Source organism: Minwuia sp., assembly GCF_048263705.1.
GTDB lineage: Bacteria > Pseudomonadota > Alphaproteobacteria > Minwuiales > Minwuiaceae > Minwuia.
In genome coordinates this window covers 12361-38884 of the sequence record NZ_JBLXDV010000017.1, presented here as the reverse complement: position 1 = coordinate 38884, position 26524 = coordinate 12361, and the positions used below count along the sequence as shown (strand labels likewise).

At 63.3% G+C, this 26524-nt stretch carries 24 protein-coding genes; 12 read left to right on the top strand and 12 right to left on the bottom strand.

The window, feature by feature from the left end; translation table 11 throughout:
- Complete coding sequence (gene mazG, locus ACN0X7_RS18625) at positions 1-792, top strand: nucleoside triphosphate pyrophosphohydrolase (protein WP_417519976.1); 792 nt, start codon at positions 1-3, stop codon at positions 790-792.
- 3 nt (positions 793-795) lie between these two features.
- Here the strand turns inward: mazG and ACN0X7_RS18620 are convergent, their stop codons facing one another.
- Both ACN0X7_RS18620 and ACN0X7_RS18615 read right to left on the bottom strand, forming a co-directional pair.
- Positions 796-3084 carry a penicillin acylase family protein gene (locus ACN0X7_RS18620; protein ID WP_417519975.1) on the bottom strand — a complete coding sequence of 763 codons (2289 nt, stop codon included), beginning with the start codon at positions 3082-3084 and terminating at the stop codon, positions 796-798.
- A gap of 165 nt (positions 3085-3249) precedes the next feature.
- Positions 3250-4029: an ATP-binding protein gene (locus ACN0X7_RS18615; protein WP_417519974.1), complete on the bottom strand. Its 780-nt coding sequence runs from the start codon at positions 4027-4029 to the stop codon at positions 3250-3252.
- Positions 4030-4168: 139 nt separating this feature from the next.
- Here ACN0X7_RS18615 and sfsA point away from each other — a divergent pair, with 139 nt between their 5' ends.
- From sfsA to radC, 3 genes are read left to right on the top strand one after another with little or no spacing between them, the layout of a single operon-like run.
- A complete protein-coding gene (gene sfsA / locus ACN0X7_RS18610) occupies positions 4169-4879 on the top strand; it encodes a DNA/RNA nuclease SfsA (protein WP_417520011.1) in 711 nt (236 codons plus the stop codon).
- A 6-nt stretch (positions 4880-4885) separates the two neighbouring features.
- On the top strand, positions 4886-5704 hold the full coding sequence (gene map / locus ACN0X7_RS18605) for a type I methionyl aminopeptidase (RefSeq protein ID WP_417519973.1): 819 nt from the start codon (positions 4886-4888) through the stop codon (positions 5702-5704).
- Between the two features lie 12 nt (positions 5705-5716).
- Positions 5717-6406 (top strand): RadC family protein, encoded by a 690-nt coding sequence (radC, locus tag ACN0X7_RS18600; RefSeq protein WP_417519972.1) that lies wholly within the window; start codon positions 5717-5719, stop codon positions 6404-6406.
- Here radC and ACN0X7_RS18595 read toward each other — a convergent pair.
- From ACN0X7_RS18595 to ACN0X7_RS18585, 3 genes are read right to left on the bottom strand one after another with little or no spacing between them, the layout of a single operon-like run.
- Positions 6403-7176 (bottom strand): SDR family NAD(P)-dependent oxidoreductase, encoded by a 774-nt coding sequence (locus ACN0X7_RS18595; RefSeq protein ID WP_417519971.1) that lies wholly within the window; start codon positions 7174-7176, stop codon positions 6403-6405. The genes radC and ACN0X7_RS18595 overlap by 4 nt on opposite strands.
- Complete coding sequence (locus ACN0X7_RS18590) at positions 7173-8417, bottom strand: acyl-CoA dehydrogenase family protein (RefSeq protein WP_417519970.1); 1245 nt, start codon at positions 8415-8417, stop codon at positions 7173-7175. Before ACN0X7_RS18590 ends, ACN0X7_RS18595 begins: the two co-directional genes overlap by 4 nt.
- Positions 8418-8429: 12 nt before the next feature.
- Entirely contained in the window at positions 8430-9548 is a 1119-nt protein-coding gene (locus ACN0X7_RS18585) for an acyl-CoA dehydrogenase family protein (RefSeq protein WP_417519969.1), read from the bottom strand.
- Positions 9549-9671: 123 nt separating this feature from the next.
- On the opposite strand from ACN0X7_RS18585, the gene ACN0X7_RS18580 reads away from it, so the two are divergent.
- Together ACN0X7_RS18580 and ACN0X7_RS18575 are read left to right on the top strand one after the other, a co-directional pair.
- Positions 9672-10640, top strand: a complete 969-nt coding sequence (locus ACN0X7_RS18580) for a Gfo/Idh/MocA family protein (RefSeq protein ID WP_417519968.1) — start codon at positions 9672-9674, stop codon at positions 10638-10640.
- A gap of 105 nt (positions 10641-10745) precedes the next feature.
- The gene (locus tag ACN0X7_RS18575; RefSeq protein ID WP_417519967.1) at positions 10746-11171 is read left to right on the top strand and encodes a GFA family protein; all 426 of its coding nucleotides are present in this window, start codon (positions 10746-10748) and stop codon (positions 11169-11171) included.
- A gap of 11 nt (positions 11172-11182) precedes the next feature.
- On the opposite strand, the gene ACN0X7_RS18570 is transcribed toward ACN0X7_RS18575, so the two are convergent.
- The 5 genes from ACN0X7_RS18570 to ACN0X7_RS18550 all read right to left on the bottom strand — a co-directional run bounded on the left by ACN0X7_RS18570 (position 11183) and on the right by ACN0X7_RS18550 (position 16220).
- On the bottom strand, positions 11183-11761 hold the full coding sequence (locus ACN0X7_RS18570; RefSeq protein WP_417519966.1) for an NADPH-dependent FMN reductase: 579 nt from the start codon (positions 11759-11761) through the stop codon (positions 11183-11185).
- Positions 11761-12552, bottom strand: a complete 792-nt coding sequence (locus ACN0X7_RS18565; protein WP_417519965.1) for an amino acid ABC transporter ATP-binding protein — start codon at positions 12550-12552, stop codon at positions 11761-11763. Before ACN0X7_RS18565 ends, ACN0X7_RS18570 begins: the two co-directional genes overlap by 1 nt.
- A gap of 14 nt (positions 12553-12566) precedes the next feature.
- On the bottom strand, positions 12567-13877 hold the full coding sequence (locus ACN0X7_RS18560; protein WP_417519964.1) for an amino acid ABC transporter permease: 1311 nt from the start codon (positions 13875-13877) through the stop codon (positions 12567-12569).
- 1 nt (position 13878) lies between these two features.
- Positions 13879-15093, bottom strand: a complete 1215-nt coding sequence (locus ACN0X7_RS18555; protein ID WP_417519963.1) for an amino acid ABC transporter permease — start codon at positions 15091-15093, stop codon at positions 13879-13881.
- Positions 15094-15188: 95 nt separating this feature from the next.
- Entirely contained in the window at positions 15189-16220 is a 1032-nt protein-coding gene (locus ACN0X7_RS18550) for an amino acid ABC transporter substrate-binding protein (protein ID WP_417519962.1), read from the bottom strand.
- A gap of 242 nt (positions 16221-16462) precedes the next feature.
- Here ACN0X7_RS18550 and metC point away from each other — a divergent pair, with 242 nt between their 5' ends.
- The 5 genes from metC (at position 16463) to ACN0X7_RS18525 (ending at position 22973) form a co-directional block, all read left to right on the top strand.
- A complete protein-coding gene (gene metC, locus ACN0X7_RS18545) occupies positions 16463-17635 on the top strand; it encodes a cystathionine beta-lyase (protein ID WP_417519961.1) in 1173 nt (390 codons plus the stop codon).
- 8 nt (positions 17636-17643) lie between these two features.
- Positions 17644-18408, top strand: coding sequence for a molybdate ABC transporter substrate-binding protein (gene modA / locus ACN0X7_RS18540; RefSeq protein ID WP_417519960.1), 765 nt, complete (start codon positions 17644-17646; stop codon positions 18406-18408).
- Positions 18405-19106, top strand: coding sequence for a molybdate ABC transporter permease subunit (gene modB, locus ACN0X7_RS18535; RefSeq protein ID WP_417519959.1), 702 nt, complete (start codon positions 18405-18407; stop codon positions 19104-19106). Before modA ends, modB begins: the two co-directional genes overlap by 4 nt.
- The gene (modC, locus tag ACN0X7_RS18530; RefSeq protein WP_417519958.1) at positions 19099-20157 is read left to right on the top strand and encodes a molybdenum ABC transporter ATP-binding protein; all 1059 of its coding nucleotides are present in this window, start codon (positions 19099-19101) and stop codon (positions 20155-20157) included. The genes modB and modC overlap by 8 nt, the downstream gene beginning before the upstream one ends.
- 224 nt (positions 20158-20381) lie before the next feature.
- On the top strand, positions 20382-22973 hold the full coding sequence (locus tag ACN0X7_RS18525; RefSeq protein ID WP_417519957.1) for a hypothetical protein: 2592 nt from the start codon (positions 20382-20384) through the stop codon (positions 22971-22973).
- Here ACN0X7_RS18525 and ACN0X7_RS18520 read toward each other — a convergent pair.
- Complete coding sequence (locus ACN0X7_RS18520; protein ID WP_417519956.1) at positions 22957-23943, bottom strand: hydroxyacid dehydrogenase; 987 nt, start codon at positions 23941-23943, stop codon at positions 22957-22959. The two genes, ACN0X7_RS18525 and ACN0X7_RS18520, sit on opposite strands and share 17 nt — an antisense overlap.
- Positions 23940-24365, bottom strand: coding sequence for an acyl-CoA thioesterase (locus ACN0X7_RS18515; protein WP_417519955.1), 426 nt, complete (start codon positions 24363-24365; stop codon positions 23940-23942). The genes ACN0X7_RS18520 and ACN0X7_RS18515 overlap by 4 nt, the downstream gene beginning before the upstream one ends.
- An 83-nt stretch (positions 24366-24448) precedes the next feature.
- On the opposite strand from ACN0X7_RS18515, the gene ACN0X7_RS18510 reads away from it, so the two are divergent.
- Positions 24449-26401, top strand: coding sequence for an AMP-binding protein (locus ACN0X7_RS18510; protein WP_417519954.1), 1953 nt, complete (start codon positions 24449-24451; stop codon positions 26399-26401).
- Positions 26402-26524: the final 123 nt, after the last annotated feature.

Here is a 26524-nt window from a genome sequence, read left to right as displayed (position 1 = left end):
ATGAAGCGTCTGCTTGAGGTGATGGCCCGTCTTCGTGACACCGAGAAGGGCTGTCCCTGGGATATCGAGCAGACGTTCGCAACCATCGCGCCCTACACCATCGAGGAGGCCTATGAGGTCGCCGACGCCATCGCGCGCGAGGACATGGACGACCTGAAGGGCGAACTCGGAGATCTGCTGTTTCAGGTCGTCTTCCACAGCCAGATGGCAAGCGAAGCCGGAAGCTTCGATTTCGGCGATGTGGCCGCCCACGTTGCGGCGAAGATGATCGCACGGCATCCGCATGTCTTTGCCGACCAGCAGGGCATCGAGAACGCCGATGACCAGACCCTCAACTGGGAAGCGCAGAAAGCCGAAGAGCGGGCGCGAAAAGCCCGCGCGGAAGGCCGGCGCGAATCCGCACTGGACGGTGTGGCACTGGGATTGCCCGCTCTCACCCGCGCCGAGAAACTGCAGAAGCGCGCCGCCCGTGTCGGTTTCGACTTTCCCGACATCGCGCCCGTGATCGGCAAGATCGAGGAAGAGCTCGACGAGGTGAAGGCAGAACTGGCCGGGGACGACCGTCAGCGGCTCAGTGACGAGATCGGCGATCTGCTGTTCGCGGTGACCAATCTGGCCCGCGCCAAGGGCATCGATCCCGAAGCGGCCCTGCGCGGCACCAACCAGCGCTTCACGGCGCGGTTCCATGCCGTCGAAGAGGCCCTCGCCAATGCAAGCAGGACACCGGCAGACTCGTCCTTGCAGGAGATGGATGACCTGTGGGTTGCGGCAAAGAAGGCCGAGAACGGCTGACCGCTATCGCTTCGGCCGCAGCACGGTGACGGTCTGGAACTCCGCCTCGACGGTGGCCCGGTTGAGCGGCATGCGGATGTAGTCGCCGCGTTGCCAGAGCGGCAACTGATCAGTGAACCCTTCCGCATTCAGCCAACCGTCCTGGCCCCCCAGAAGCACGAAGTGATTGGCATCCGGGTCGGCCATGTCCGAGATCTGGCGCGCCTGAGAACCGTAGAAGGCGGGATGGCGTTCACTGGTTGGATTGTGCGCCGACTTCATCACCGTCTCGTTCGAACCGCCCGCCGGGACGTCACCGAAGATATAGCGGCTGCCGATGATCGGCGCGTTGGCCAGCGGATGGCGCAACTGCAACCGGTGCATCCGGCCCCAGGTACCGAACTCGGCCACGGTCTCCCTCGACGTCTCGATGGCCTGACGCAAAACCGCCGCCGCCTGTTCAGGGGCCAGCTTCCGCAGGTCGGCAGCCAGTTTGATGCGGAACCAGGACCAGCGCCTGATCACCTCGTAGACGTCTTCCTGCTGCAGTGCCTCGTAGACCTCCGGGGTCATTGCGGCGACCAGCGCTTCAAACGCCAGCGCGCCGCGCGATTCGATCTCATAGTCTCCGTCCCAGGCGATCAGGGATGCCGGCAGCTGCGATGCGAGTCCCGCACGGGTGGCCAGCTTGACGACGGCATCGCGCAGCACGAGTGCCGACGGTGAGTGCGTATTCCGCTGCAGCCGGGCCATGAACGCCCGATCCACATCACTTGCCGCACCCAGTTTGGCGTCCAGAACGGATATGCGGTCCGGCGGGGTGTCGAACAGGGTCAGCGGCGAGACGAAATCGGCTGTGGGATTGTTCGCCGAGGCGACGAAACCCCTTTCCGGATTAACGATCCAGGGCAGATCCGCCGTCGTGTAGACGCGGCTCCAGGGATCTTCCGCATCAGATACCGGCGGGTCGAGGACAAGATTTTCCGGTGCCGCCGCTGGACGCGCCGGAATCTTGGCCGCTGTCCCCAGCGCGATGTCACCTTTCGCCGCCGCCAGGACGAATGCGAGTCCCGGAATCGCATAGTCGGCGAACGCCGCCTGGAACTCGGCGACGGATGCGGCACGGGCTCCGTCCATGTAGGCCGTCAGTTCATCGGAAGGTTGGTGTCCGACCCATCGAAGCGCAATGCGACGCCCGTTCGGATCATTGACCAGAGGCGAATCCGTGATCAGCGGTCCGTACGGCGACACCGTCCTGACAATATCGCGGTCGAAGCCGAACCGGTTGACCACGACGTCCTTCTCCTGCCGGAAGGCGCTTTCGGGCAACCCGGAAACGTCGATCAGGTCGGACGATCGGGCGCGCAGGTTGGTCGCCCCCCAGGCCAGATCGCGGTTGCGCCCGAGACCGAAGATGGGCATCCCGGCCGGCATCATGCCCACGACCTCGTAGGTCGGGGTCTTCAGGCCGGCCAGCAGCCAGATGTTCGGCGCGGAAATGCCAAGGTGCGGATCGGTGGCCAGCATCGGGCTGCCGCTGGCGGACTTCGCGCCGCTGACCGCCCAGGCATTCGAGCCCGACCGCGCATGCCCGCCGATCATGTCTAGTAGCATGATCAGTTTGCGGGCGGCATCCCGGTCGTCATCGGGTTCGGCCACACTTCGAATGGCACCGCCGTTGAAGGACATGGCTTCCTGCCAGATGTCCTGCCAGTCAGGACGCGCAGTGAGCGACAGCATGCCGATGCTGGTGAGCCAGTTGACATCCGATCCGGCCAGCCGTCCGAACGCCATGATATCGATCGCCGTCCACGGCTCGGGCGCGAACCCGAACAGCCGGTATTCGTGCGGCAGTTCCTCGATCCGTCCGATGTAGGCATTGACGCCCTCGGCGAACCGGTCGATCCACAGCCGGGTCGCATCGGGCAGCCTGTCGTAGGCTTCTTCCGCGCCGCGATAATAGCCGATCAGGCGTATGGTCTCGTCGATGTCGGCGGCGAGCGGTCCGGCCACCTCGGCCAGCCGTCCTGCCGCAAGGCGGCGCGCGATTTCCATCTGACCCAGCCGGAGATGCGCATGCACATAGCCCAGTGCGTAGGCGGCATCGGAGTCGGAACCGGCCGTGATCCAGGGCACCATGTGCGCGTTCCAGCGAATCTCGACAGGCTCGGCCACGTTGAGGTCGGATGTCTGCATCTGCGCAATCCGGTCCGGGATCGAGACCCGTTCGGGCACTCCCGTCAGGAGACTGCATCCGGCCACAAGCGCGGTCACGGCGACCGTGGAGAGCTTTGCGGCAATTGATCTCTTCATCTTCACTCTCGCAGAAGTCGGTCGCAGGAACGGTCGGGTACAGACGCCTACGTTGGCACGCCGGGCGGGGATCACAAGTGATCGTCGGGAAGATCGTCAGAGGGCCGGGTATCAGGGAACGGAGGCCCGGACCGGGGAGCGCGGACCATCCCGCTGCCCAAAGGTTCAGCCAGGATCGGGCAGATGCAGGGTGAAGCTCGTACCTTCACCTTCGCGGCTCTCGCATTCGACACGCCCGCCCATATCGACGGCAACGTCATGGACCGTCGCCAGGCCGAGCCCCCTTCCCGCATCCAGATCCGCTTTCGCCGCTGTCGTCTGGCCGAACTGGAACAACGTCGGTCTGATCTGCTCGGTGATGCCGGCGCCATTGTCGGTCACCGAGACCCAGACACCGCTCTCGCTGCGACCGGCTGCGATGGTGATCAGGCCGGCAGCCGGCTTTCCGGCGCGCTCACGCGTGTCAGGGCCTTCGATGCCGTGAACGATCGCGTTCCTGACCAGGTGCTGGAGCGTCGCCTGCAGGGCCTGGTGAGTTCGTTCACTGATGACCAGGTCGCCGCCCCGAACCACGATAAAGACCCGTTTTCCAAGCCGCCGGGCAGTCGATTGAATCAGTTCGTTCGCCCACCAGAGCGCCTCGCCCACCCGGTGTTCCACGGCTGCTTCCGTCGATATTGCCACATCATCGTCCGCCAGCAACGAGAGCGCCTGCCGAACGCTGTCACGGAGGACCGTGTGTTCCACCGCGTCCTGATCGGTCAGCATCCCCTCGATGGCGTGAAGACTGTTCGCCACGGCGTCCAGTTCCAGGAATGCGGCGGCACCCTTGACCGTGTGCAGCTTGCGAAGAATACGGCGGCGCCATGGCGCGTCAGGCGATTCAGGCGCTTCATCCGCGGTCGCATCGAGCAACTCGGTGAGAACGGAGCGGCAATCGTTCAAGACCGCATTTCTCGGCGACACCTGCGCGCCCGCATTTGGAATGGATGACATGAGCTCTTGCGTGTTCCGATAAGGGCCGGACTGTATGAAGATGACCTCGATGATTTAAAGCTTGGTTACCACCCACCCGGAGGCCGTTCTGGAATTCCCGTCAGCATTGACCGAAGCGCGGCTGATCCGCCGTTACAAGCGTTTCCTCGCCGACGTGGAACTGCCGTCGGGCGAGGTTGTGACCGCGCATTGCCCAAACCCGGGCTCCATGCTCAGCCTGATCGAACCGGAGGCATCCCAGACCGTCTGGCTGAGCCACAGCGCCGATCCGAAACGCAAGCTCGCCTGGTCGCTGGAACTGCTGCAGGTCGCGGACACCCTTGTGTGCGTGAACACACAGCGTCCGAACCGCGCGGCTGAGGAAGCGGTTGCGGCGGGCGAGATTCCCGAACTGTCCGGCTATGACACGGTTCGGCGCGAGGTGCGTTACGGGGAAGGGTCACGCATCGACCTGCTGCTGCAGAAGGATGGCCGGCCCGACTGCTATGTCGAGATCAAGTCCGTCACCATGTCCCGGCAAGAGGGGCTGATCGAGTTTCCGGATTCGGTCACGAAACGCGGAAGGAAACACCTGATCGAACTGAGCGGGATGGCCGCGCGGGGGCATCGTTCGGTCATGCTGTTCCTCAGCCCGCGCGCCGATGGGCGTCTGTTCCGGCCCGCAGCCGATATCGATCCGGCCTATGCCGAAGCACTGCTCTCGGCACGGCATGCGGGTGTTGAACTGCTGTGCTATACTTGCGCGGTCTCGCCCGGCGGCATATATCCTGCGGGTTCCGTTCCGGTAGAGGTCGACTGAACAGACATGAACTACATCACCGCCGAGAAAGCCCCGGTTCGCAATACGGGCCAGATCAAGCTGCACGACGCCGATGACTTCGCCGGCATGCGCGCGGCAGGCCGTCTGGCAGCGGAAACGCTGGACATGATCATCGAACATGTGAAGCCGGGCGTGACGACAGGCCATCTGGATCAGCTCTGCCACGAATTCATCACCGCGCGCGGCGGTATCCCTGCCCCGCTGAATTATCGCGGTTTTCCGAAATCCATCTGCACCTCGATCAATCATGTGGTCTGCCACGGCATCCCCGGAGAGCGGGTGCTGAAGGACGGCGATGTGATGAACATCGACGTCACCGTCATCGTCGACGGCTGGCACGGCGACACCAGCCGCATGTTCTACGTCGGCAAGCCGAAGCTGAAGTCACGGCGCCTTGTCGATGTGACCTACGAGGCCATGATGCGCGGCATCCGGGCGGTCCGTCCGGGCGCGCATCTGGGCGACATCGGTCATGCCATTCAGGAATATGCCGAAAGCGAACGCTGCTCGGTGGTCCGCGACTTCTGCGGGCACGGTCTGGGCAAGGTGTTCCATGACGCGCCGAACGTGCTGCACTACGGTCAGCCCGGCGCGGGTGTCGAACTGAAGGCGGGCATGTTCTTCACCATCGAACCAATGATCAATCTGGGCACGTGGCAGGTGAAGATTCTGGAAGACGGATGGACGGCGGTGACGCGCGACCGCTCCCTGTCGGCACAGTTCGAACATTCGATCGGCATCACCGAGGACGGCTTCGAGATCTTCACGGAATCGCCGACGGGTCAGCACAAGCCGCCGTACTGAACGGCAACGACCTTGGCCGAGGACAAGTCCAGACCGCACTATCACGGCCATCGCAGCCGATTGAGACAGCGGCTGATCGAACACGGCCCCGATGCCCTGCAGGATTACGAGCTTCTGGAGATGGTCCTCTGGGCAGCCAATCCGCGCGGCGACACCAAGCCCCTGGCAAAGGAACTGATCAACCGGTTCAAGGACTTCTCGCATGTCATCAAGGCAACGCCTGAACGCCTGGCCGAAGTTCCGGGGATCGGTGAGGCGGCCATCGCCTCGCTGAAGATGCTGGATGCCGCTGCCGTCCGGCTGACCCGCGACCGCGTCATGAACCGTGAAGTGCTCTCATCCTGGCAATCGCTGATCGACTACTGCAGGGCCAGCCTGGCCTATGAAAAGACCGAGGCCTTCCATGTGCTCTACCTGGACCGCAAGAACGTGCTGATCGCCGATGACGCACAGCAGCATGGCACCGTGGACCACACGCCGGTCTACCCGCGCGAGGTCGTGAAGCGGGCGCTGCAGCTGGAAGCCTCGGCCATGATCATGGTGCACAATCATCCGTCCGGCGATCCAACGCCGAGCCACGCCGACATCGAGATGACCAAGCAGGTGCGCGACGCGGCGAAGGCCGTCGGTGTGGTCCTGCACGATCACCTGGTGATCGGGGCCGGTGACCCGTTCAGCTTCCGCTCGACCGGGCTGCTCTAGCGCGGATGCTGGCCGTCATCGACGCGGACGTAGGTGCCGGTGACGAAGTCGGATGAGGGCGAGCAGAAGTACAGCAGACTGCTGTCCAGTTGCGACGGATCGCCCAGCCGCTTGCGCGGGAACCCCTTGGTGATATCCCCCATCCGCGAAAGCATGCCGTCCATCATTTCCGACGCGAAGGCACCCGGCGCTATGGCGTTGACGTTGATGTTGAACTGGGCCCACTCGACGGCCAGCGCCTCGGTCATGCGGATCACGGCGGCCTTCGAGATCGAATAGAGCGCGGCCCCCTGCCCCCGGTAGTTGAAGGCTCCGGCGGACGAGATGTTGACGATCCGGCCCGGCGTCTTTTCCTCGATCAGTCGGCGTGCGACCTCGCACGACAGGATGTACGGGGCCCGCACGTTCGTATCCAGCACACGGTCGATCAGGTCGACGGACATCTTCGTGGCGCGCTGGGCATCGGGGATACCCGCATTGTTGACCAGAATGGTCGGCAGACCGAGTTCCGCCTCGACCTTGCCCACCAGCGCCGTCAGCTGATCGGATTCCATCACATCCAGCACGAACGGCGCCGCGGTGCCGCCTTCGCCGCGGATTTCGTCGGCGACCTGATCCAGCCGGTCCGCACGGCGCGCGGTCAGCGCGACGCGGGCACCCGAGGCGGCCAGCACCTTGGCAAACCGCAGGCCCAGCCCCGACGAGGCCCCTGTGACGATCGCGACCTGACCGGACAGGTCGGCAGAGAAATTCGGTTGCGTCGCGCTCATGATCTGGCCTTCCCGCTGGTCGGAATTTCATTGAAGGGAACGGACTTGTCGACGCGGATGTCGCCCGGCAATCCAAGCACTCGTTCGCTGATGATGTTACGTAGGATCTCGTCGGTCCCGCCCGCGATCTTCAGACCCGGTGCCCAGAGCAGCAGATCCTGAAACCGGCCATCGTCCGCCGCGTCCTCCTTCATCAGCGCGCCTGCCTCGGCCTGCAGGTCCATGGCGAACATGCCGATGTCCTGCATCAGTTGCCCGGCGACCAGCTTGCCGATGGAATTTTCCGGGCCCGGTGTCCCGCCCTTCGACATGGCGCTGATCGAGCGCATCGCGGTGTATTTCAGGCCGCTGTTCTTGACGGCGAAGTCCGCCAGCTTCGAACGCACCACCGGATCGTCAACCGCCGACTGGCCATCAATCTCCATCTCCATGCAATGATCGAACAGTTCCGGAAAGCCGGTCTGCAGCCGCGCACCGATCGAGAAACGTTCGTTCATCAGTGTCGTCAACGACACCTGCCAGCCCTGCCCCACGGCCCCCAGACGCTGATCGTCGGGAATACGGACATCGGTGAAGAAGACCTCGTTGAAGTTGGAATCCCCGCTGGCCTGCTTGATCGGGCGGACTTCAACGCCCGGGGACTTCATGTCCAAGAAGAACATGGTCAGCCCCTTGTGTTTCGGCACGGTCGGATCGGTGCGGGTGATCAGCAGGCCCCAGTCGGAATAGTGCGCACCCGATGTCCAGATTTTCTGGCCGTTGACGATCCAGTCGCCGGAGCCGTCTTCAGCCTGTTCCGCGCGTGTCCGAAGTCCGGCGACATCCGAGCCGCCAGCCGGTTCGGAAAACAGCTGGCACCAGATCTCCTCACCGGACGCCAGCGCGGGCAGCCGCGCGCGCTTGTGCGCCTCGCTGGACCAGTCCATCACGGTCGGGCCGCACATGCCCTGTCCGATACCGAACGGCGCATTCAGCTTGGAATAGATGCCTTCTTCCTGGTCCCAGATGACCCGCTCGATGGCCGTGGCTCCCTTGCCGCCATACTCTTCGGGCCAGTGCATGCAGGCCCAACCGCCGTCGGCCTTCGTCTTTTGCCAGGCTTTTGCATCGGCCAGCATCTGCGCGTTGCTGCGGCTGCCCTCCGCCAGGGCCTCGGCGAGGTGATGAGGCGCGTTCGCATCGATCCAGGACCGGACGGTGGCACGGAATTCGGCTTCCTGAGGGGTGTCGTCGAAATTCATCTGTCTTCTCCTTCAGGCGGCGTTGGCATTGGCGTTCGAGCGGCGCATCTGCTCGATCAGGCGGTCTTCCCACTGGGACAGCGGTCCAAGCGCCAGCGCCAACCCGTTCGAGCGGCGGTAGTGCAGATGGCAGTCGAACTCCCATGTGAACCCCATGCCGCCATGGATCTGGATGTTGTTCTTCGCACAGTGCTGATAGGCCTTGGTCGATGACACCCGCACCGTCGCCGCCGCGACCGGCAGTTCCGCCGCGCCCGTCGATACGGCCCACGCGCCGTAGTAGGCATTGGATCGTGCCAGCGTGGCGGAGACATACATGTCCGCCAGCATGTGCTTGATGGCCTGAAACGAGCCGATCTGCCGTCCGAACGCCATGCGCTCCATCGCGTACTCGCGCGCGGCATCCAGCGCGGTTTCCGCGCCGCCCAGCTGTTCGAAACCCAGATAGATCGCCGCCCGATCCATGACCCGCTCGATGACCCCGGCAGCATCGCCCTGCAGCTTTTCAGCGACGGCCTGATCGAAGGTGATCTTCGCCAGCTTGCGTGTGGGATCGATGCAGTCCAGCGCCTCGACGGCCACGCCGTTCCCCCGCAGATCGACCAGCCACAGCGCGGGCGCATCCCCATCCAGGGCGGATACAACCGCCAGATCCGCTCCCAGCCCGTCCAGCACAGCCGTCTTGGTGCCGCTCAGCTTCCCGCCGGTCACCCGTGACTGCAGTCGCTTCAGCGCAACGCGACCGGCCGCCTCCGAATGCGCAAAGGTACCCGCGATCTCGCCGCTGCAAAGCCCGGGCAGCCATTCCGACTTCTGCGTTTCGCTGCCCGCATCCATCAGGAAACCCGCGGCCAGATAGATGGAGGAAGAGACAGGCACGGGCGCGATCGCCCGCCCCAGTTCCTCGGCCACCAGACAGAGCTCAAGCGGTCCCTGCCCGGACCCGCCGTAGGCTTCGGGGATCGCTGCACCCAGCACGCCCAGCGCGCCGAGTTCCTTCAACAGGTTCCGATCGAACGGAGCGTCGCTTTCCAGCACGGCGCGTACAACACCGGACTCACACTTGTCGGACAGGAAGCGGCGGACATGGTCCTGCAACTGCCTCTGTTCATCAGAAAAATCGAAATCCAACGCGCTCTCCCCTTCGCGACAGGCCAAGCCTGTGTCATCACTGATCTGCTGGCGGGAGTCTGGCATATCGACGAGGAAGCGCAACCGGCCTTCGCGCCATGGCAGCCATCAGAAGGACAGGATATGAAACTCGGGATCATCGGCTGCGGCATCATGGGTGAAAGAATTCTGCGTGTCGCGCGCGACACACCGGCGCTTGGCGTAACGGTTTCGGGCGTCTCGGATCCGTCCGCCGACCGGAGATCCGAATTGGGTGCCGAGTTTCCCGATCTGCCGATCACGCCCACCGTCGAAGATCTGATCGCCGAGGCCGAGTGCATCTACATCGCCTCGCCGCCGGCGACACACCTCGCCCATGCGCGACAGGCGATTGCGGCAGGACGGGCGGTGTTTACCGAAAAGCCCCTGGCGGTCTCGGTTCAGGATGCGGAAGCGTTTGCCGCACTGGTCGAAGCCGAAGGCGCCCGGGCCGCGGTCAATTTCATCTTCGCCTCGTCGCCCGCCGTGCACCAGTTGCATCGGTGGATCGGTGACGGAACGGTCGGCCAGGCGCAGTCTGTCGAAATCCTGACCGCCTTCGCGGCATGGCCCCGCCCCTGGCAGATGGATGCCTCGGGTTGGCTGAGCGGCCCTGCCGAGGGTGGCTTCACGCGTGAGGTCGTCTCGCATTTCCTGTTTCTGACCCGCCGGACGTTCGGCCCCCTTGCCCTGCTGTCGTCCAGCGCACGTTATCCGGTGTCCGGAAAGGCGGAAACCGGTATCCAGGCGCAGATCATGGCCGGCGACCTGCCCGTGTCGATCCAGGGCACGGTGGGTGAGACCGATCTGCCGGACCACAATATCTGGCAGTTGAACGGCACCAGCGGCTCGATCCGCCTGCGTGACTGGTCGTTCGCGGAGAGATTGAACGAGCGGACCGGAGAATGGGAGGGTGCGCCTGACGCGGCGTCTCACGAGGAGATGCGTCCGCTGATCCTGCAGGGACAGATCGGGAAGCTGAACGCCCTGGTCGCCGGCGATGAGAACGATCTGGCCACCGTGCAGGAAGCTCTCGATGTTCAGCGTGTGGTGGAGGCCATGCTCCAGTCCTGAACCGGTGTCGCCACAGAAATCATAATCTGCACCGGAAATATTCTCGCTCGACAACCCGCCGTCGGATTGCGAACGTGACGTGAACATGGAACGTGAGGGAAGCCCATGACAGACGCAGCAGCTTACACCGGCGGGTGTTATTGCGGTGCCGTCCGATACCGTATCGATGGTCCGCTGCGCGACATCGTCTGCTGCCATTGCAGCCAGTGCCGCAAGACGACGGGTCACTTCATGCCCGCGGCGACCGCATGGCGCGACACATTTTCCCTGACCGAGGAGCGCGGCCTGAAATGGTATCGTGCCAGTGAGATCGCCGGACGCGGTTTCTGCGGCGAATGCGGTTGTTCCCTGTTCTGGCGCAGCGATGAGGGCGAGACCATCAGCGTGACCGCCGGGACGCTGGACGACAGCAGCGACCTGAAAACGATCGGGCATATCTTCGTGTCGGACAAGGGCGGTTATTACACGCTGGATTCGGCCCTGCCGCAGTACCCGCAGGATGACGACGGCGCGTTCCCGATGCCCGAATAAGACCGCAGCGGTCAGGCCTGCGCCTTCAGCGCAGCGGCCACGTCAGCCGTGCGCGCACCGACGAGCATCAGCGATTTCAGCGTGTCATCGTCGGTGATGGCACCATCCGCGATCTTGCCTGCGACACCGCCGACCGCGCGCTGCTGCGGGATCACCGTCACACCGATGTTACCCAGGATGGCACGGACGTGGACAAGTCCGCGCAGACCGCCGAGCGCGCCACCGGACGCCGACACCAGACCCGCGACCTTTCCGGCGAACGCGTGCAGCGGCGGGCGTCCCTCGATCGGGCGGGAAACCCAGTCGATGGTGTTCTTCAGAAGCGGTGTGATCGAACTGTTGTATTCCGGACATCCGATGACCAGACCGTCATGCGCATCGAAAAGATCCTTCAATGCAATCACATTGTCAGGGAACCCCTCGTTGGCTTCCAAGTCCCCGTCATAGAGAGGCAACGGGTAGTCGCGCAGCTCCAGCCAGGTGACTTCGCCGCCAGCCGCTTCCGCGCCCGCCAGCGCAGCCTGCGCCGCGACGCGATTGACCGATGCGGCCCGGGTGCTGCCGGCAAAGCCGAGTATCCGCGCGCCCATCAGTGACTGAGGATCTGGCTCAGGAACAGCTTGGTGCGGTCACTCTGCGGGTTGGTAAAGAACTCTTCCGGTTCGTTCTGTTCGACGATCTGCCCCTGATCCATGAAGATCACGCGGTTGGCCACCTTGCGGGCGAAGCCCATTTCGTGGGTCACGCAGATCATGGTCATGCCGGTCTCGGCCAGGTCGACCATGACGTCCAGAACTTCCTTGATCATCTCCGGATCAAGCGCCGACGTCGGCTCGTCGAACAACATGATGCGCGGCTGCATGCACAGCGAACGTGCGATTGCCACGCGCTGCTGCTGGCCGCCGGAAAGCTGGCCCGGATATTTCAGCGCCTGGTCGGCGATCTTCACCCGCTCCAGGTATTCCATGGCCAGCGCCTCGGCCTCCTTCTTCGGCTCCTTGCGGACCCAGATCGGTGCCAGCGTGCAGTTCTCCAGGATCGACAGATGCGGGAACAGGTTGAAGTGCTGGAAGCACATGCCGACTTCCGAACGCACCTTGTCGATGTTCTTCAGGTCCGACGAGAGCACCGTCCCGTCCACCGTGATCTGGCCCTTCTGATGTTCTTCGAGCGCGTTGATGCAGCGGATCAGGGTCGATTTGCCCGAACCGGACGGCCCGCAGACCACGATCCTTTCGCCCCGGTAGACCGTCAGATTGATATCGCGCAGCACATGGAAATCGCCGTACCACTTGTTCATGTCGGTGATCTGGATGGCGACCTCGTCAGAGACCGTCATCGCTGAGCGGTCGACCTCGCGTTCGATGGCAACTTCGGACATGGGTGTGGCCTCCCTTAATTGTGCCCGGTCTGCAGCTTGCGCTCCAGATACTGCGAATAGCGGGACATGGAAAAACAGAAGATGAAGAAGAACAGCGCGATGAAGCCATAGAGCTCCCATACGATACCGTTCCAGTTCTGGTCGGCGCGGATCGGGCCCAGAATGCCGACCGGATCGAGCAGGCCGATCACGATCACCAGGGTCGTGTCCTTGAACAGCCCGATGAAGGTGTTGACGATGCCCGGGATCGAGATCTTGAGCGCCTGCGGCATGATGATGAAGCGGGTCGCCTGCCAGTAATCCAGTCCCAGCGAGTCGGCGGCTTCGTACTGACCGCGCGGCAAGGCCGCCAGCCCCCCGCGAATGACCTCGGCCATGTAGGCGGCAGCGAACAATGTCACCATGATGATCACGCGCAGGATCAGGTCGAACTCGGTACCCGGCGGCAGGAAGTAGTTCAGCACCGTCGAGGCGACGAACAGCAACGTGATCAGCGGGACGCCGCGAATGAATTCGATGAACCCGACACAGACGGACTTGATGATCAGCAGGTTCGACTGCCGCCCGAGCGCAAGGCAGATCCCGATGGGCAACGAACCGGCAATGCCGGAAACGCCGATGATCAGGGAGAGCAGGAAGCCGCCCAGCTTGGCGGATTCGACCGGTTCCAGCCCGATATTCACGATACTGCTCAGCGCTTCGTCAAAGGGCACGACGGCAAACAGCCACCAGAGCGCCATGATCAGACCGGCGGCGATCAGCGACAACAGGAACGCCAGCCCCTCGTCCATGGCATTGGCCAGAACGGATGGGAGGAAGCGGACAATGGCGACAGCCAGTGCGACACCCAGCAGAACACCGATCGGCCCCCAGATCGTGCCGCCCCAGATCAGCCAGTAGGCAATCAGCGGATAAAGCGCGCTGAGAATCAGCAGCTTGCGGGGCGCGGAACTGAACAGCGCGGGCCAGATCGCCACAAACAGGAGCACGAACGCGAGCACCGGCCGCCAGCGTTCCTCCGCCGGATAGAAGCCGAACATGAACTGCTCCCACCGCTCCCGGATCACGGCTAAACAGGCACCGTCACCCATCTGCCGGCATTCAGGCAATGACCCGGCGGTCCAGACCGAATCCAGGAACCACGGCAGGATCGACCACACCACGTAGAACACGAATGCGCTGAACAGCAGTGTGACGATGGTGTTGAAGGGACCGGAGAACAGGTTGAAACGCAGCCAGCCGATCGCGCCAGACTCACTGGCGGGCGGCGGTGTGGCCGGGATCTCGCGATCGGCGACGAAGCGGGCGGTATGTTCCTGTACCATCTCAGCGCTCCTGCAATTTCATGCGTTCGTTGTAGATGTTCATCACCGCGGAAATACCGAGCGACACGACGAGATAGAACAGCATGAGCAACATCAGCGTCTCCATCTCGCGCCCTGTCTGGTTCAGCGTGATGCCGCCCAGCGTCCCTGTCGCATCCATGTAACCGACAGCGATGGCCAGCGATGAGTTCTTGGTCAGGTTGAGATACTGGCTGATCAGGGGCGGCACGATGACCCGAAGCGCCTGCGGCAGGATCACCAGGTTCATGGTCCGGTTGGGACGCAGGCCAAGAGCGAAGGCCGCTTCGGTCTGCCCCTTGCTGACGGAAAGGATGCCTGCGCGGACATTCTCCGCGATGAAGGCTCCGGTGTAGATCGACAGTGCCAGCCACAGCCCGATCAGACTGTCGCGCATGAAGATGCCGCCCTGGAAATTGAAGCCCCTCAGCTCCGGATATTCCAGCTGGATCGGCATGCCCATGATGAAGAAGATCAGCAGCGATGGCAGGAAGAAGATGGCCAGCTTGATCCGGAATGTCGGCAGAATCTGGCCCGTCGCAGCCTGCCGTGCCCTGGCCCAGCGCCCGAAGAACCAGATGCCGGCCAGGGACAGGAAGAACACGACCACCACGATCATCGACCCGGCTCCGAAAACGGGCGCCGGGATGTAGAAGCCGCGGTTTGTCAGGAACACCGAACCGAACAGCCAGCCCGACAGCCCGTCTTCGCCACGGAAGGCATTCGGCGCGGGCAGGCTTTCGTTGATCACCGCCACGACGATCAGGATCCAGACCAGCACCGGCACATTGCGGAAGGCTTCGACGTAGATCGACATCAGTCGGGCGACCAGCCAGTTGTTCGACAGCCGCAAAACGCCTGCGATCACGCCGATGATGGTGGCCGTGATGCAGCCCAGAAGCGCGACAAGCAAGGTGTTCAGGATGCCGACGAGCGCCGCGCGCCCGTGGGTGTCGGTCGAGTCGTAATCGATCAGGCGCTGGTTGATGTCATAGGACGCCGTATCGAACAGGAAGGCGAAACTGAAATCCTTGCCGAGCCGGGCGAGGTTCTGGATCGCATTGTCGATCAACCACGCGAACGACAGCATCAACACGATCATCGCAAAAATCTGGATTGTGTATGAGCGATAGCGCGTGTCGTAGATCAGCTGGCTTAGTCGGAAGGACTCCGACGGCTGGTCAGTTGTGACTGACATGCCTCACCCCCTCAGCAAATCATGCAAACATTAGAAAAACTAAACTATATAGCAAAAAAAAGGGCGCATCCCGAAGGACGCGCCCTTTCCCGATCCTAGCGGAACGGCGGTGCGTAAAGGATACCGCCCTTGCTCCACAGCTGGTTCAGACCACGTGAAAGGCCAATGGCCGTGGCTTCACCGATGTACTTCTCGAAGATCTCGCCATAGTTGCCGTTGGCCTTGATGGCGTGCACGGCCCAGTCCTTCGGCAGGCCGAGCTGATCGCCATAGCTGCCTTCGGTACCCAGCAGACGCTTCACTTCCGGATCGCCCGAGTTCGCGGCCATGTCATCGACATTCGCGGCCGTGATGCCTTTTTCCTCGGCGATGATCAGGGCGTTCAGCACCCAGCGGCCGACGTCGGCCCAGGCATCGTCACCATGGCGAACCAGCGGACCCAGCGGCTCCTTGGAGATGATCTCCGGCAGCAGGACGTGATCGCCCGGCGTTTCGAAGGTCGCGCGCGTCGCGGCCAGACCCGAGGCATCCGTCGTGTAGACGTCACAGGCGTTCGACAGATACTTCTGCTGCGCTTCGGCGTTGGTCTCGATCGGAACCGGCTCGTAGCTCATGTTGTTGGCGCGGAAGTAGTCAGCCAGGTTCAGCTCGGTGGTCGTGCCGGTCTGGATGCAGACGGTTGCGCCATCGAGTTCCTTGGCCGACTTCACACCCAGATCCTTGCGGACCATGAAGCCCTGACCGTCGTAGTAGTTCACACCCAGGAAGGTGAACTTCAGATCGACGTCGCGGCTGAGCGTCCAGGTCGTGTTCCGGTAGAGGATGTCGACCTCGCCCGATGCCAGCGCCGTGAAGCGGGTCTTGCCGGTCGTCGGCGTGAACTTGATCGCGTTCGGGTCGCCGAAGATCGCGGCTGCTGTAGCGCGGCAGAACGCGACGTCGAAGCCGTCCCAGTTGCCGTTTGCATCGGTGAACGCAAATCCGGCCAGACCGGTTGAGACACCGCACTGCATGAAGCCCTTGCCTTCGACATCTGCCAGCGTGCCAGCGCTGTGCGATGCCGCATATGCAGACGACGACGCCACCACGGCGACGGCAGCTGCTACAATTGCACCCTTAATTTTCATGTTGCCCATAAGCTCCCTGTTTAATTTCACATCCCGTGGAATTCCGGTGCGTCCGCCTTGTTTCCTCCCTCACCGATAGTGGCGGGGCCGACAAAGCGGGTATGCAACCCGGCACGGGTGCGGTAACCGGAGAGAACCCTATGACTCTGTTTCGGACAACACAACAGTCATTTCGCTAGCAGGACAGCACGAGCAATATCCCAGCGGCAGCAAGTTCTTCGTCAATCCGATTGGAATTCCACATGAAGCAGGACACCACCATCGTCAGCGCCGGTCGCGATCCCGAAGCCAATCACGGGATCGTCAATCCACCCGTTTACCACACGTCAACGATCATTCAGGAAAGCGTCGGGGAAATGCGCGCCAAGAGCGATGCGCGCGCCCGTGGCGAGCAGGTCACGATGTACGGGCGGATCGGACATCCGACGTCGCTGGCGCTGGAAGAGGCAGTTGCCGAAATCGAAGGCGGCTACCGGTCCTTCGCCTTTCCGTCGGGGCTTGCTGCCATTGCGAGCGCCCTGACCGCATATGTCGCGACGGGTGATCATATTCTGGTCACCGACAGCGCCTATCGGCCGACGCGCAGCTATTGCGACGGCATCCTGAAACGCATGGGGATCGAGACGACCTACTACGACCCGCTGATCGGCGAGGGGATCGCGGATCTGATCCGTCCGAACACCAGAATCGTCTATGTCGAGGCGCCCGGATCGCAGACCTTCGAGATGCAGGACATCCCGGCCATCGCAGAGGCCGCTCACGCTGCGGGTGCGGTCGTCATGATGGACAACACCTGGGCGACCCCCCTCTATTTTCGCCCCTTCGAAAAAGGCGTCGATGTCTCCATCCATGCCGCCACCAAGTATATCGTCGGCCATTCGGATGCGATGCTGGGCGTCGTGACGACCAATGAATCGGCCTGGCAGAAGCTGCGCGCGACCGCTCAGGCCATGGGCCAGTGTGTCGGCCCGGACGATATCTACCTCGGTCTGCGCGGTCTCAGGACCCTTTCGGTGCGGCTGGAGCGGCACATGAAGAACGGTATCGAGATCGCTGAATGGCTGGAGGCCCGGCCCGAGGTCGATCGCGTGCTGCACCCGGCGCTACCCTCCCATCCCGGTCACGGGATCTGGAAACGCGACTTTCTGGGCGCATCGGGGCTGTTCTCCGTCGTGCTCAAGGACAGCTACGACGACGACGGGCTCCAGCGGATGATCGACGGCTACCGGCTTTTCGGGCTCGGGGCCAGCTGGGGCGGCTATGAAAGCCTGGTGATTGCGCAGAAACCGGAACAGTACCGCACCGCCGTCAAATGGGATGGACCGGGCATGCTGGTGCGCTACCATATCGGCCTTGAGGATCCCGAGGATCTGAAGGCCGATCTCGAAGCGGGCTTTGAACGTCTCAGAGGGTGATCATGCCGATGCGCGGAATTCTGATCTGCCTGGCCGGCGTCCTGCTTGCAACGTCGGTGAGCGCCCGTGAACTGACCATCTTCGCGGCTTCCAGCATGACGGAGGTCGTCGACACGCTTGCCGAACGGTTCCAGCGCGAGACCCGCATCCGGGTCAAGGTCTCCTATGCCGGCAGTTCGGTTCTGGCGCGTCAGATCAGGCGCGGCGCTCCGGCAGACATGATCATCAGCGCCAATACCGACTGGATTGACAGACTGGAAGATGGCAACGCCATCGTCCGCAATTCCCGCAGGATCATCGCGACCAACAGGCTGGTGCTGGTGGCCCGGGCCGACGATGCCGATGCGCCGGACACGATTGACGCCGCCATGCAGGCGGACGACCAGGTCCTGCTGGCCATTGCCGACCCGTCGCATGTGCCTGCCGGACAATATACCAGGCAGGCGCTGACCCGGCTTGGCTATTGGAATCAGGTCAGCGAGCGGACGATCCACGCCGGCAACGTGCGTTCGGCCATCGCCTTCCTGCAGCGGCGCGCCGCCAGGTTCGGCATCGCCTATCGCACGGATGCGCTGGCGTTCCAGGACATTCGCGAGATCGCCGCCTTTCCCGCCGACAGCCACGCGCCGATTCTCTACGAGACCGCGGTAACCTTTCAGGGTCAGGCGCTCAATCGCGAGAATGTCGCGCGTTTCATGGACTACCTGCATTCGGATGTCGGCCTCAGGGTGATGTCGGATGCCGGTTTCATCCCCTGCCCTGACGGCTGTTGATGCTTCACCCGCTTGAGACAACGGCCCTGCTGCTCTCGCTGAAGGTGTCTGTCTTTGCGGTGGCCCTGATCCTGATCCCCGGCGTCGCCGCAGGCTGGCTGCTGGCGCGTCGCGATTTTCCGGGCAAGAGCCTGTTCGACGGTCTTGTGCACCTGCCTCTGGTCGTCCCCCCGGTGGTGACCGGCTATCTGCTGCTGTATCTGTTCAGCCCGGGCGGGCCAGTCGGCGGTCCCTTGCGCGATTTCACCGGACTGACGATCGCCTTCACCTGGCAGGGGGCGGCGCTGGCCGCAGGCATTGTCGCGTTTCCGCTGCTGGTGCGGTCCGTGCGCCTGTCGATCGAGGCGATCGATCTTCGTCTGGAGTGGGCGGCGCGCACGCTGGGCAAGGGTCCGATGGCCGTGTTCTTCAGGATCACGCTGCCCCTCGCCGCGCCCGGATTGCTCGCCGGAACGGTCCTTGCGTTCGCCAGATGCCTGAGCGAGTTCGGCGCGACCATCACCTTTGTCGCCAATCTGCCCGGTGAGACGCAGACCCTGCCGATTGCCATATACACGGCCCTGCAGGTGCCCGGCGGTGAAGCTGCCGCCACGCGGCTGTCGATCGTCGCCGTTGTGCTGGCGTTCGTGGCCCTGATTGCGTCCGAATGGCTCGCCCGCCGATTGCGCAGCCGGCTCGGCCTTCACTCCAATGCTTGATATCTCCGTCCGCAAACGACTGGGAAGCATGGAGATCGCCGTCGATCTTTCGACACCGAACGGAACGACGGTGCTGTTCGGCCCGTCGGGTGCCGGGAAGTCTTCGGTGTTGAAGATGATTGCGGGACTTCTGACCCCGGATTCAGGTCATATCTCAATCGACGGTCGCAAGGTGTTCTCGGACAAGCAGAACTTGCCGCCAGAGAAACGCAGGATCGGCTTTGTTTTCCAGAACAGCCTGCTGTTCCCGCACATGAATGTCCGGCAGAATCTGCTGTTCACGGCGCGGTCCGGATCCACACTGAACGAGCTTTCCGAACTGATGCAGTTAGAACCGCTGATGCGCCGGATTCCGGCCACACTGTCCGGCGGCGAAGCGCAGCGGGTCGCCATCGCGCGTGCCCTGCTGACGGAACCGGCGATCCTGTTGCTCGACGAGCCGCTGGCGAGCCTGGACGAAACCATGAAGGCGCAGTTGCTTCCCTATCTCAGGACCGTGCAGAGCGTACGGCCGGTCCCCATGCTCTATGTCACCCATTCCATTGACGAGGCCTTCCAGCTCGGCGACCGCATTGCCCTGATGCGCGACGGACGGATCACCGAAACGGGCGTGCCGGAGGCTGTCTTCGCCACGCCGCAGGACGCGCTCGCCTCGCGTCCCTTCGGCGGCGGTCTTCTGAACGGCATCGTGCGCCGGCATCATGCCCGGGACCGCCTCACGGAGGTCGAGATCGCCGGCGAACCGGTCTTCGTGTCGGAGACAGGCCTGGATCCGGGCAGCAGGGTGAAGATCAGGATCAACGCTTCCGACATTTCCATCGGAACGCAGCTGCCGACGGGCCTGTCGATCCTGAACCGCATCTCCGCGACCGTGACCGAGGCCCGTCAACTGGAAAACGGCGGAATCTCGCTCGGGCTTCGGCTCGGGGATGGGCAACAACTCACGGCAACCATTACAAGACGGGCGGCCCGTGATCTCGATATTCACGTAGGCAAGGAAGTGTTCGCGCTCTTCAAATCGGTCTCGATTTCCCGCCGGCAGATCGGTTGACTGCACAACAGAGCGCCAACTGAAGTAGTACCCGGCGCACACATCATAAGAAGCCGTTTTCCTTTACATTGCAATGATTTGCGATTAATAGATTATTAAGAAAGTGCGACCCTGATCACTGCGCGCATTCGACAGAGGTCGCATAAGAAGCCCGATCATATCGGATGCTTTCGCGTTTTATTTCCGGTTGAACAGCGTACTGCAGAACAAGAGGTAGCCGTCTGGTGTCCGATGCGGACAACATCGTGGGTTTCGACGCCCTGATCGCGGGAAACGCGATCCCAGGCGCACTTGGCGTCGGCCTCGATACTTCCGGGACATCGGGTTTCGGCGGGAGCGGCATCTCGGAATTCGGAATGCTTGGCGACGTCGACGGTGACGGCAACGATGATATTGCCGCCGGGTCGCGCTGGGCCCTGTCCCGCGACTTCGTGACGGTCGGGAATTTCACCGTCTTCGGCGCTCTGGATCAGGCGAACGGCGATGGTGTCGTGTCCCCCGCTCCGATCTTCCGCACCCCCGGCACCGACAGTTCGCTGGAAGGCTACTCCTTCTCCGCCACCGGCGATTTCGACGGCGACGGGCGGCTGGAAATTCTGGTCGGCCGCGATCCTCGCGTTTTCGCGAACCTCTCCGAGGAAGAAGTCGGCGGTCATATCCTGCATGAGATCGTCGACAATCAACTGGTGATCGGAGAACGCCTGTCCAGCTTCGGCGGCACCGAGACCAATTTCGTCGGCGATGTGAACGGCGACGGGTTCGACGATATCCTGATCACGCGATCAGCCGGGACCGGTCCGCAGAATGCCGAACACGCCATCCTGCTGGGCAATCCGGACAATGACCTGCAGCGTGATGTGATCGTGCTGGACGGCTTCGGCCAGGTGCGCGCGAACCGCACCGGATCCGCCGTGTCCGGCAGCAACGATCTGAATGGCGACGGCATCGACGACCTGGCCCTGATCAACCGGGCGTCGAACACCGTCAGCGTCATTCAGGGTTCCGCCGATCTGGGCAACGGGCAGACCATCTCGATCAATACACCGTCGAACGGGTTTGTCGTCGAATTGCCGGGTACGCCGATCAACGTCGAGCTTCTGAAGGATTTCAACGGCGACGGTCGCGGCGATCTGCTCGTTTCCTATCGCGGCGGCGCTGCGATCATCTTCGGCGACCCGGAACGCGCGGGCAGCAGTTCACTGACCGACCTGAGCTTCGACGAGGCGATCTTCATCCAGATCAGCAACCTGAACCATCAGGCGCGCGGGATCGGTGACCTGAACGGTGACGGACTCGATGACATCAATTTTTCGGATCGCCAGGCGGACGGCAGTTCCGACACCGGCGTTGTCTTCGGCCACGCAGATCTGCGCGGGATCATCGACCTGGATGATCTGGATGGTCAGATCGGCTTCCGGATCGCGGGCGCGACAGCAGGCAGAAGCGCAGGCGATGTGAATGGCGACGGGTTCGGCGACCTGATGCTGCGCGTCGGATCCGGGTCGGATTCGTTCATGGCCATTCTGCACGGGCACGCCACGCCCGAAGTCACGCTGACGGATTTCATCGGTTCTGCCGATGACGGCACGGGCGACCGCGTTCCGGGCTTCATCGGCAGCGACAGCGACGAGATCGTCTCGGGGAGCGGTGAGGCCGATACCATCGCCAGCGGACTGGGTGCCGATCTGGTGCTGGGCGGAGGCGGCGGTGACCTGATTTTCGGTGGCGGTGGTGCCGACACCCTGCGCGGTGCCTATGGCGACGACACGCTGATCGGCGGCGAAGGTGCGGACGTCCTGATCGGCGGCGAGGGCCGCGATGCGGTCGACTACAGCGCTTCCGCCGCGGCGGTGCGCGTCCATCTGTCCAACTCCGACGGGTTCGGCGGCGATGCCGCAGGCGACGATCTGCGCTTCATCGAGGAAGTCTTCGGATCGGCCCACAACGACAGCCTCTTCGGCGGCACCGGAGATGACGGATTCCGCGGCAACGGCGGCGACGACAGACTGGCTGGGCATGCAGGCCGGGACACGCTGCACGGCGATGCGGGCGACGATCGCCTGCTGGGCGGTGCCGGGAACGATCTTCTGTTCGGCGGTCTCGGCGACGACGTATTGCGCGGCGGCATCGGTGTGGACCGGCTTTTCGGCGGTGACGGCCAGGATGACCTGGACGGCGGCAATGGTCTCGACACGCTGGACGGCGGCGCGGGCGATGACCGTCTGAAGGGCCGGGGCGGCGATGATCTGCTCAGCGGCGGGCTCGGAAATGATCTGCTGCTCGGCCAGGCCAACCGGGACACGCTCAGCGGTGGCGACGGCAATGATACACTCAGCGGCGGATCCGGCGAGGATCAGCTGCGCGGCGGCGCAGACAACGACATTCTGAACGGCGACGAAGGCGATGACCTTCTGATCGGTGATGAAGGGGACGACACGTTGAGTGGCGGCGCGGGGAACGACGACCTGATCGGCAGTGACGGCGACGATCTGCTGGGCGGCATGGTCGGCGATGATTTCCTGAACGGCGGTGCGGGGCAGGACACGCTGCGCGGCGGGGCCGGTTCCGACACGATGACGGGCGGCGATGGCGCGGACCTGTTCGTGTTCGACAGCGCGTCGGAAGACGACACGATCCTCGACTTCAATGCCGATGAGGATGACCGGCTCGACTTCACGGCGCTGCGCGCGACCGCCGAGGACTTCCTGATCACGGTGACCGTTACGGGGCTTCGTCTGGAATTCGACACCGTTGCCGTCACGCTTCAGGACGCAACCGGCGACGGTTTCGATCTTGCCGCTATCGCGACGTTCTGATCGCCTCAGGGTTGAACGTGTGCCGGGGCTGCAGACACCCGTCGAAGAAATCGAGTATGTTCTGGAACGTCATGCGTGACATTTCCCGCATTGCCCCGTGAGACGCCGTCCCGTTGTGGGGCGTCAACAGAACATCATCGCGGGTGAACAGCGGATGGTCGGCGGACGGCGGCTCTTCTGCAAACACATCGATACCGGCAGCTGACAGTTGCCCCCTGTCCAGCGCCCGGATCAGGGCCGCTTCGTCCACAATGCCGCCCCTGGCACAATTGACCAGGACAGCCCCGGGCTTCATGGCATCGAACAGCCTGTCAGAGAACAGGTGACGGGTCTCGCGGTTCAACGGCAGGTGCAGGCTCACGAAATCCGCACGCGCCAGCGCTTCCTGCAGATCTGTCGCGCATTCGTATCCGCTGGCATCGGCCTGCTGTTCACCGAACGAGGGTGAGCAGATAACAACCGTCATCCCGAAGGCCCGACAGCGCGCGGCGACCAGACTGCCGGTGCCGCCAAAGCCGACGACCAGAACGGTGGCGCCATGCAGATCCCCTGCGATCATCGTGTTCCGTTCGCTGAACCGCCCCGCCCTGACGGCCCGATCCTGCGCCCGCAGCTTCCGCGCGAGGGCGAGCATCAGCATCATCGCATGCTCGGCTACCGAGACGGCATTGGCATTCAGGGCGATGGCGATCGGGATAGCGCGACCGGTCAGATGCGGGACATCCAGATTGTCGCAACCGACCCCGTGGCGCGACACGATCTCCAGATCCCCGAACGCGGCAAGGACTGCCGCGGGCATGGGGGCGGTGCGGACGGCGATGGCCTGGATATCCTCCGCCATCGCCACAAGTGTCTCGGGACGTGTGTCAGGTGCGGCAATTACATCGAAGCCGCCCCGTTCCTTGAGCAGGGCGGGACCGACATCGTCCATCGGCTCGACCATCAGGATCCGCTTGAGGTCCGACGTCATTCCGCCTCGACAATCAGGGCGTCGATCAGCGGCCAGGTCTCTTCGGGCAACGGCATGGACTTCCGTTCGGCGAGATCGAACTGGATCGTCGTGACCTCCATGGTGGCGGCCAGCGCCCCGGTTTCCACGTTCAGCATCCGGTGCGCGGCGACCAGCGACGTCCGCCCGCGCTTCAGGATTCCGCTTTCGACCGTGATCAGGCTGCCGACCTTCTGCTCGGCCCTGTATTCGATGACATGCTTCACGTCGGCGAAGCCGATCTGCTGATCCCCCATTTCGGACCATTTGAAGCCGCATGCCGACAGCAGGTGCCCCGCCCCCTGATCGAAGAAATTGACGTAATACATGACGTTCATGTGGCCCATGTGATCGCAGTGCCACGGATAGATCACCCCCCTGAAAGTCTCGGTCCAGCCTGCCATGCGATTCCTCCCCTTAACGCAGTGCCTGTCCGTGTCATACTCACCTCCGGGAGCGAGACGAAGCAAGGGGGGCCTTCCAGACCATGGCCGACGATTTCACGTGGGTGCCGACACCGGCATATACCGAGAACGCAGTGCTGCCGAAATTCATCAGGGCACTCGGTTGTGCCAACGAGGCGGAACTGCTGAAGCGCAGCGCCGAGGATCCGGAATGGTTCTGGGACGCGGCCATCGCCGAACTGGGGATCCGTTTCGGCACGCCCTACGATCAGGTCATGGACATGTCGGACGGGATGCCGTGGACCCGCTGGTGCGTCGGCGGCACGATGAACTACACCGACAATCTGATCGACCGGCATCGGGATACGCCCGTCTGGGACAATGAAGCCATCGTCTGGCATGGCGAAGACGATCAGGTCCGCTCGCTGACCTATGCCGAACTGGACCTTCAGGTCCGGGAACTCGCCGCGGGTCTGACGGCCCTGGGTGTGAAGCCCGGCGATGCGGTCGGGGTCTACATGCCGATCCTGGCGGAAACCGCGATCGCCTTTCTGGCGGTCGCCCGCATTGGTGCCGTCATCTCGCCCCTGTTCTCGGGCTTCGGTGCCGAAGCGATCGCTAAGCGCATGAACGACGCCGGGGCCGTGGCCGCGATCACCGTCGACAGCGCGAAACGCCGGGGCAGCGACATTCCCATGAAGCCCGTGCTGGATCAGGCAGCAGCAGAGATACCCACGCTGAAACACATCGTTGTTCTGAAGACGGCAGATGCGCCCTGCCCCATGACTGCAGGACGCGACCACGACTGGCACGATCTCGACCGGTCCGGAGCGGATGTGCCGCCCGTGCAGGTCGACGCGGACCAGACGCTGATGATCGCCTACACGTCCGGGACCACCGGCAAACCCAAAGGCGTGGTGCTCACCCATTGCGGAATCACGGTGAAGGGCGCGCTGGACATGCATGTCTCGTTCGACATGCAACAGTCGGATCGGATGCTCTGGCTGGCGGATTTTGGCTGGATCACCGGGTCCTATTCCATGACCGGTGCGCTGTATGCGGGCGGCACCTTCATCATGGCTGAAGGAACGCCGGACTGGCCCGACAAGGGCCGCATCTGGCGCATCGCTGCGGAACACAACGCGACCTTCTTCGGCATCGCTCCGACGGCGGTACGCAGCCTGATGCGTTATGGCCCGGAAGAAGTCCAGAAGCACGACCTGTCTTCGGTGCGGCTGCTGGCATCCACCGGCGAACCCTGGACCGAGGAAGCCTGGCACTGGTTCTCGGAACATGTCGGCGGCGGGCGTTGCCCGATCATCAACGTCTGCGGCGGTACCGAGATCGGCGGCGGCTTCGTGGCGGGCACTGTGCTGCGTCCGCAGCGCGCCTGCTGCTTCGCCGGCCCCCTGCCGGGCATGGGCACAGATATCGTCGATGCCAGCGGGCAATCCGTCGGTCCCGGCGAGGTCGGCGAACTGGTGCTGCGTCAGCCATCCATCGGCCTCTCGCGCGGCATCTGGGGCGATCCGGATCGCTATATCGAGACCTACTGGTCCATGTTCCCGAACCTGTGGCGGCACGGCGACTGGGCCAGCCGTGACCAGGACGGACTCTGGTATGTGCATGGCCGGTCCGACGACACGATCCAGGTCGCGGGCAAGCGGGCCGGCCCTGCCGAGATCGAGGGACTGGTGATGGCCACGGGCAAGGTGGCCGAAGCCGCAGCCATCGCCCTGCCCGACCCGATCAAGGGCGAGACCGTCCTGATCGCGGCGGTGCTCGCACCCGGCACAGAACCGTCAGACAGTCTCGCCGCCGAGCTATCCGGCGCAGTGGTCACCGGCCTGGGCAAGGCGTTTCAGCCGAAGGCGGTGCTGTTCGTCGACGATCTGCCCAAGACGCGCTCGCTGAAGATCATGCGCCGCGTGATCCGGGCACTGGTGCTCGGGGAAGATCCCGGTGACCTGTCGGCGCTCAGCAATCCCGACGCGATCGATTCCGTCAGACGCACCGCATCCGGACGTGCAACCTGAGATAGCATTCCGGATGCGACATGATTTGTCGATCTGTGGAGAGCGGGCGGCAGAGCGTTTTCGTATGCAATACGCCATCCGGTCACTCTCCTCCCCGAGTTACTGGCCGGACCAGCGGACGGC

What these genes read in the sequence shown, in the direction of transcription:
- mazG (WP_417519976.1), top strand. Translation starts at nt 1, where the DNA reads ATGAAGCGTCTGCTTGAGGTGATGGCCCGTCTTCGTGACACCGAGAAG.
- ACN0X7_RS18620 (WP_417519975.1), bottom strand. Translation starts at nt 3,084, where the DNA reads ATGAAGAGATCAATTGCCGCAAAGCTCTCCACGGTCGCCGTGACCGCG.
- map (WP_417519973.1), top strand. Translation starts at nt 4,886, where the DNA reads ATGAACTACATCACCGCCGAGAAAGCCCCGGTTCGCAATACGGGCCAG.
- ACN0X7_RS18595 (WP_417519971.1), bottom strand. Translation starts at nt 7,176, where the DNA reads ATGAGCGCGACGCAACCGAATTTCTCTGCCGACCTGTCCGGTCAGGTC.
- ACN0X7_RS18590 (WP_417519970.1), bottom strand. Translation starts at nt 8,417, where the DNA reads ATGAATTTCGACGACACCCCTCAGGAAGCCGAATTCCGTGCCACCGTC.
- ACN0X7_RS18580 (WP_417519968.1), top strand. Translation starts at nt 9,672, where the DNA reads ATGAAACTCGGGATCATCGGCTGCGGCATCATGGGTGAAAGAATTCTG.
- ACN0X7_RS18575 (WP_417519967.1), top strand. Translation starts at nt 10,746, where the DNA reads ATGACAGACGCAGCAGCTTACACCGGCGGGTGTTATTGCGGTGCCGTC.
- ACN0X7_RS18570 (WP_417519966.1), bottom strand. Translation starts at nt 11,761, where the DNA reads ATGGGCGCGCGGATACTCGGCTTTGCCGGCAGCACCCGGGCCGCATCG.
- ACN0X7_RS18565 (WP_417519965.1), bottom strand. Translation starts at nt 12,552, where the DNA reads ATGTCCGAAGTTGCCATCGAACGCGAGGTCGACCGCTCAGCGATGACG.
- ACN0X7_RS18560 (WP_417519964.1), bottom strand. Translation starts at nt 13,877, where the DNA reads ATGGTACAGGAACATACCGCCCGCTTCGTCGCCGATCGCGAGATCCCG.
- ACN0X7_RS18555 (WP_417519963.1), bottom strand. Translation starts at nt 15,093, where the DNA reads ATGTCAGTCACAACTGACCAGCCGTCGGAGTCCTTCCGACTAAGCCAG.
- ACN0X7_RS18550 (WP_417519962.1), bottom strand. Translation starts at nt 16,220, where the DNA reads ATGAAAATTAAGGGTGCAATTGTAGCAGCTGCCGTCGCCGTGGTGGCG.
- metC (WP_417519961.1), top strand. Translation starts at nt 16,463, where the DNA reads ATGAAGCAGGACACCACCATCGTCAGCGCCGGTCGCGATCCCGAAGCC.
- modA (WP_417519960.1), top strand. Translation starts at nt 17,644, where the DNA reads ATGCGCGGAATTCTGATCTGCCTGGCCGGCGTCCTGCTTGCAACGTCG.
- modC (WP_417519958.1), top strand. Translation starts at nt 19,099, where the DNA reads ATGCTTGATATCTCCGTCCGCAAACGACTGGGAAGCATGGAGATCGCC.
- ACN0X7_RS18520 (WP_417519956.1), bottom strand. Translation starts at nt 23,943, where the DNA reads ATGACGTCGGACCTCAAGCGGATCCTGATGGTCGAGCCGATGGACGAT.
- ACN0X7_RS18515 (WP_417519955.1), bottom strand. Translation starts at nt 24,365, where the DNA reads ATGGCAGGCTGGACCGAGACTTTCAGGGGGGTGATCTATCCGTGGCAC.
- ACN0X7_RS18510 (WP_417519954.1), top strand. Translation starts at nt 24,449, where the DNA reads ATGGCCGACGATTTCACGTGGGTGCCGACACCGGCATATACCGAGAAC.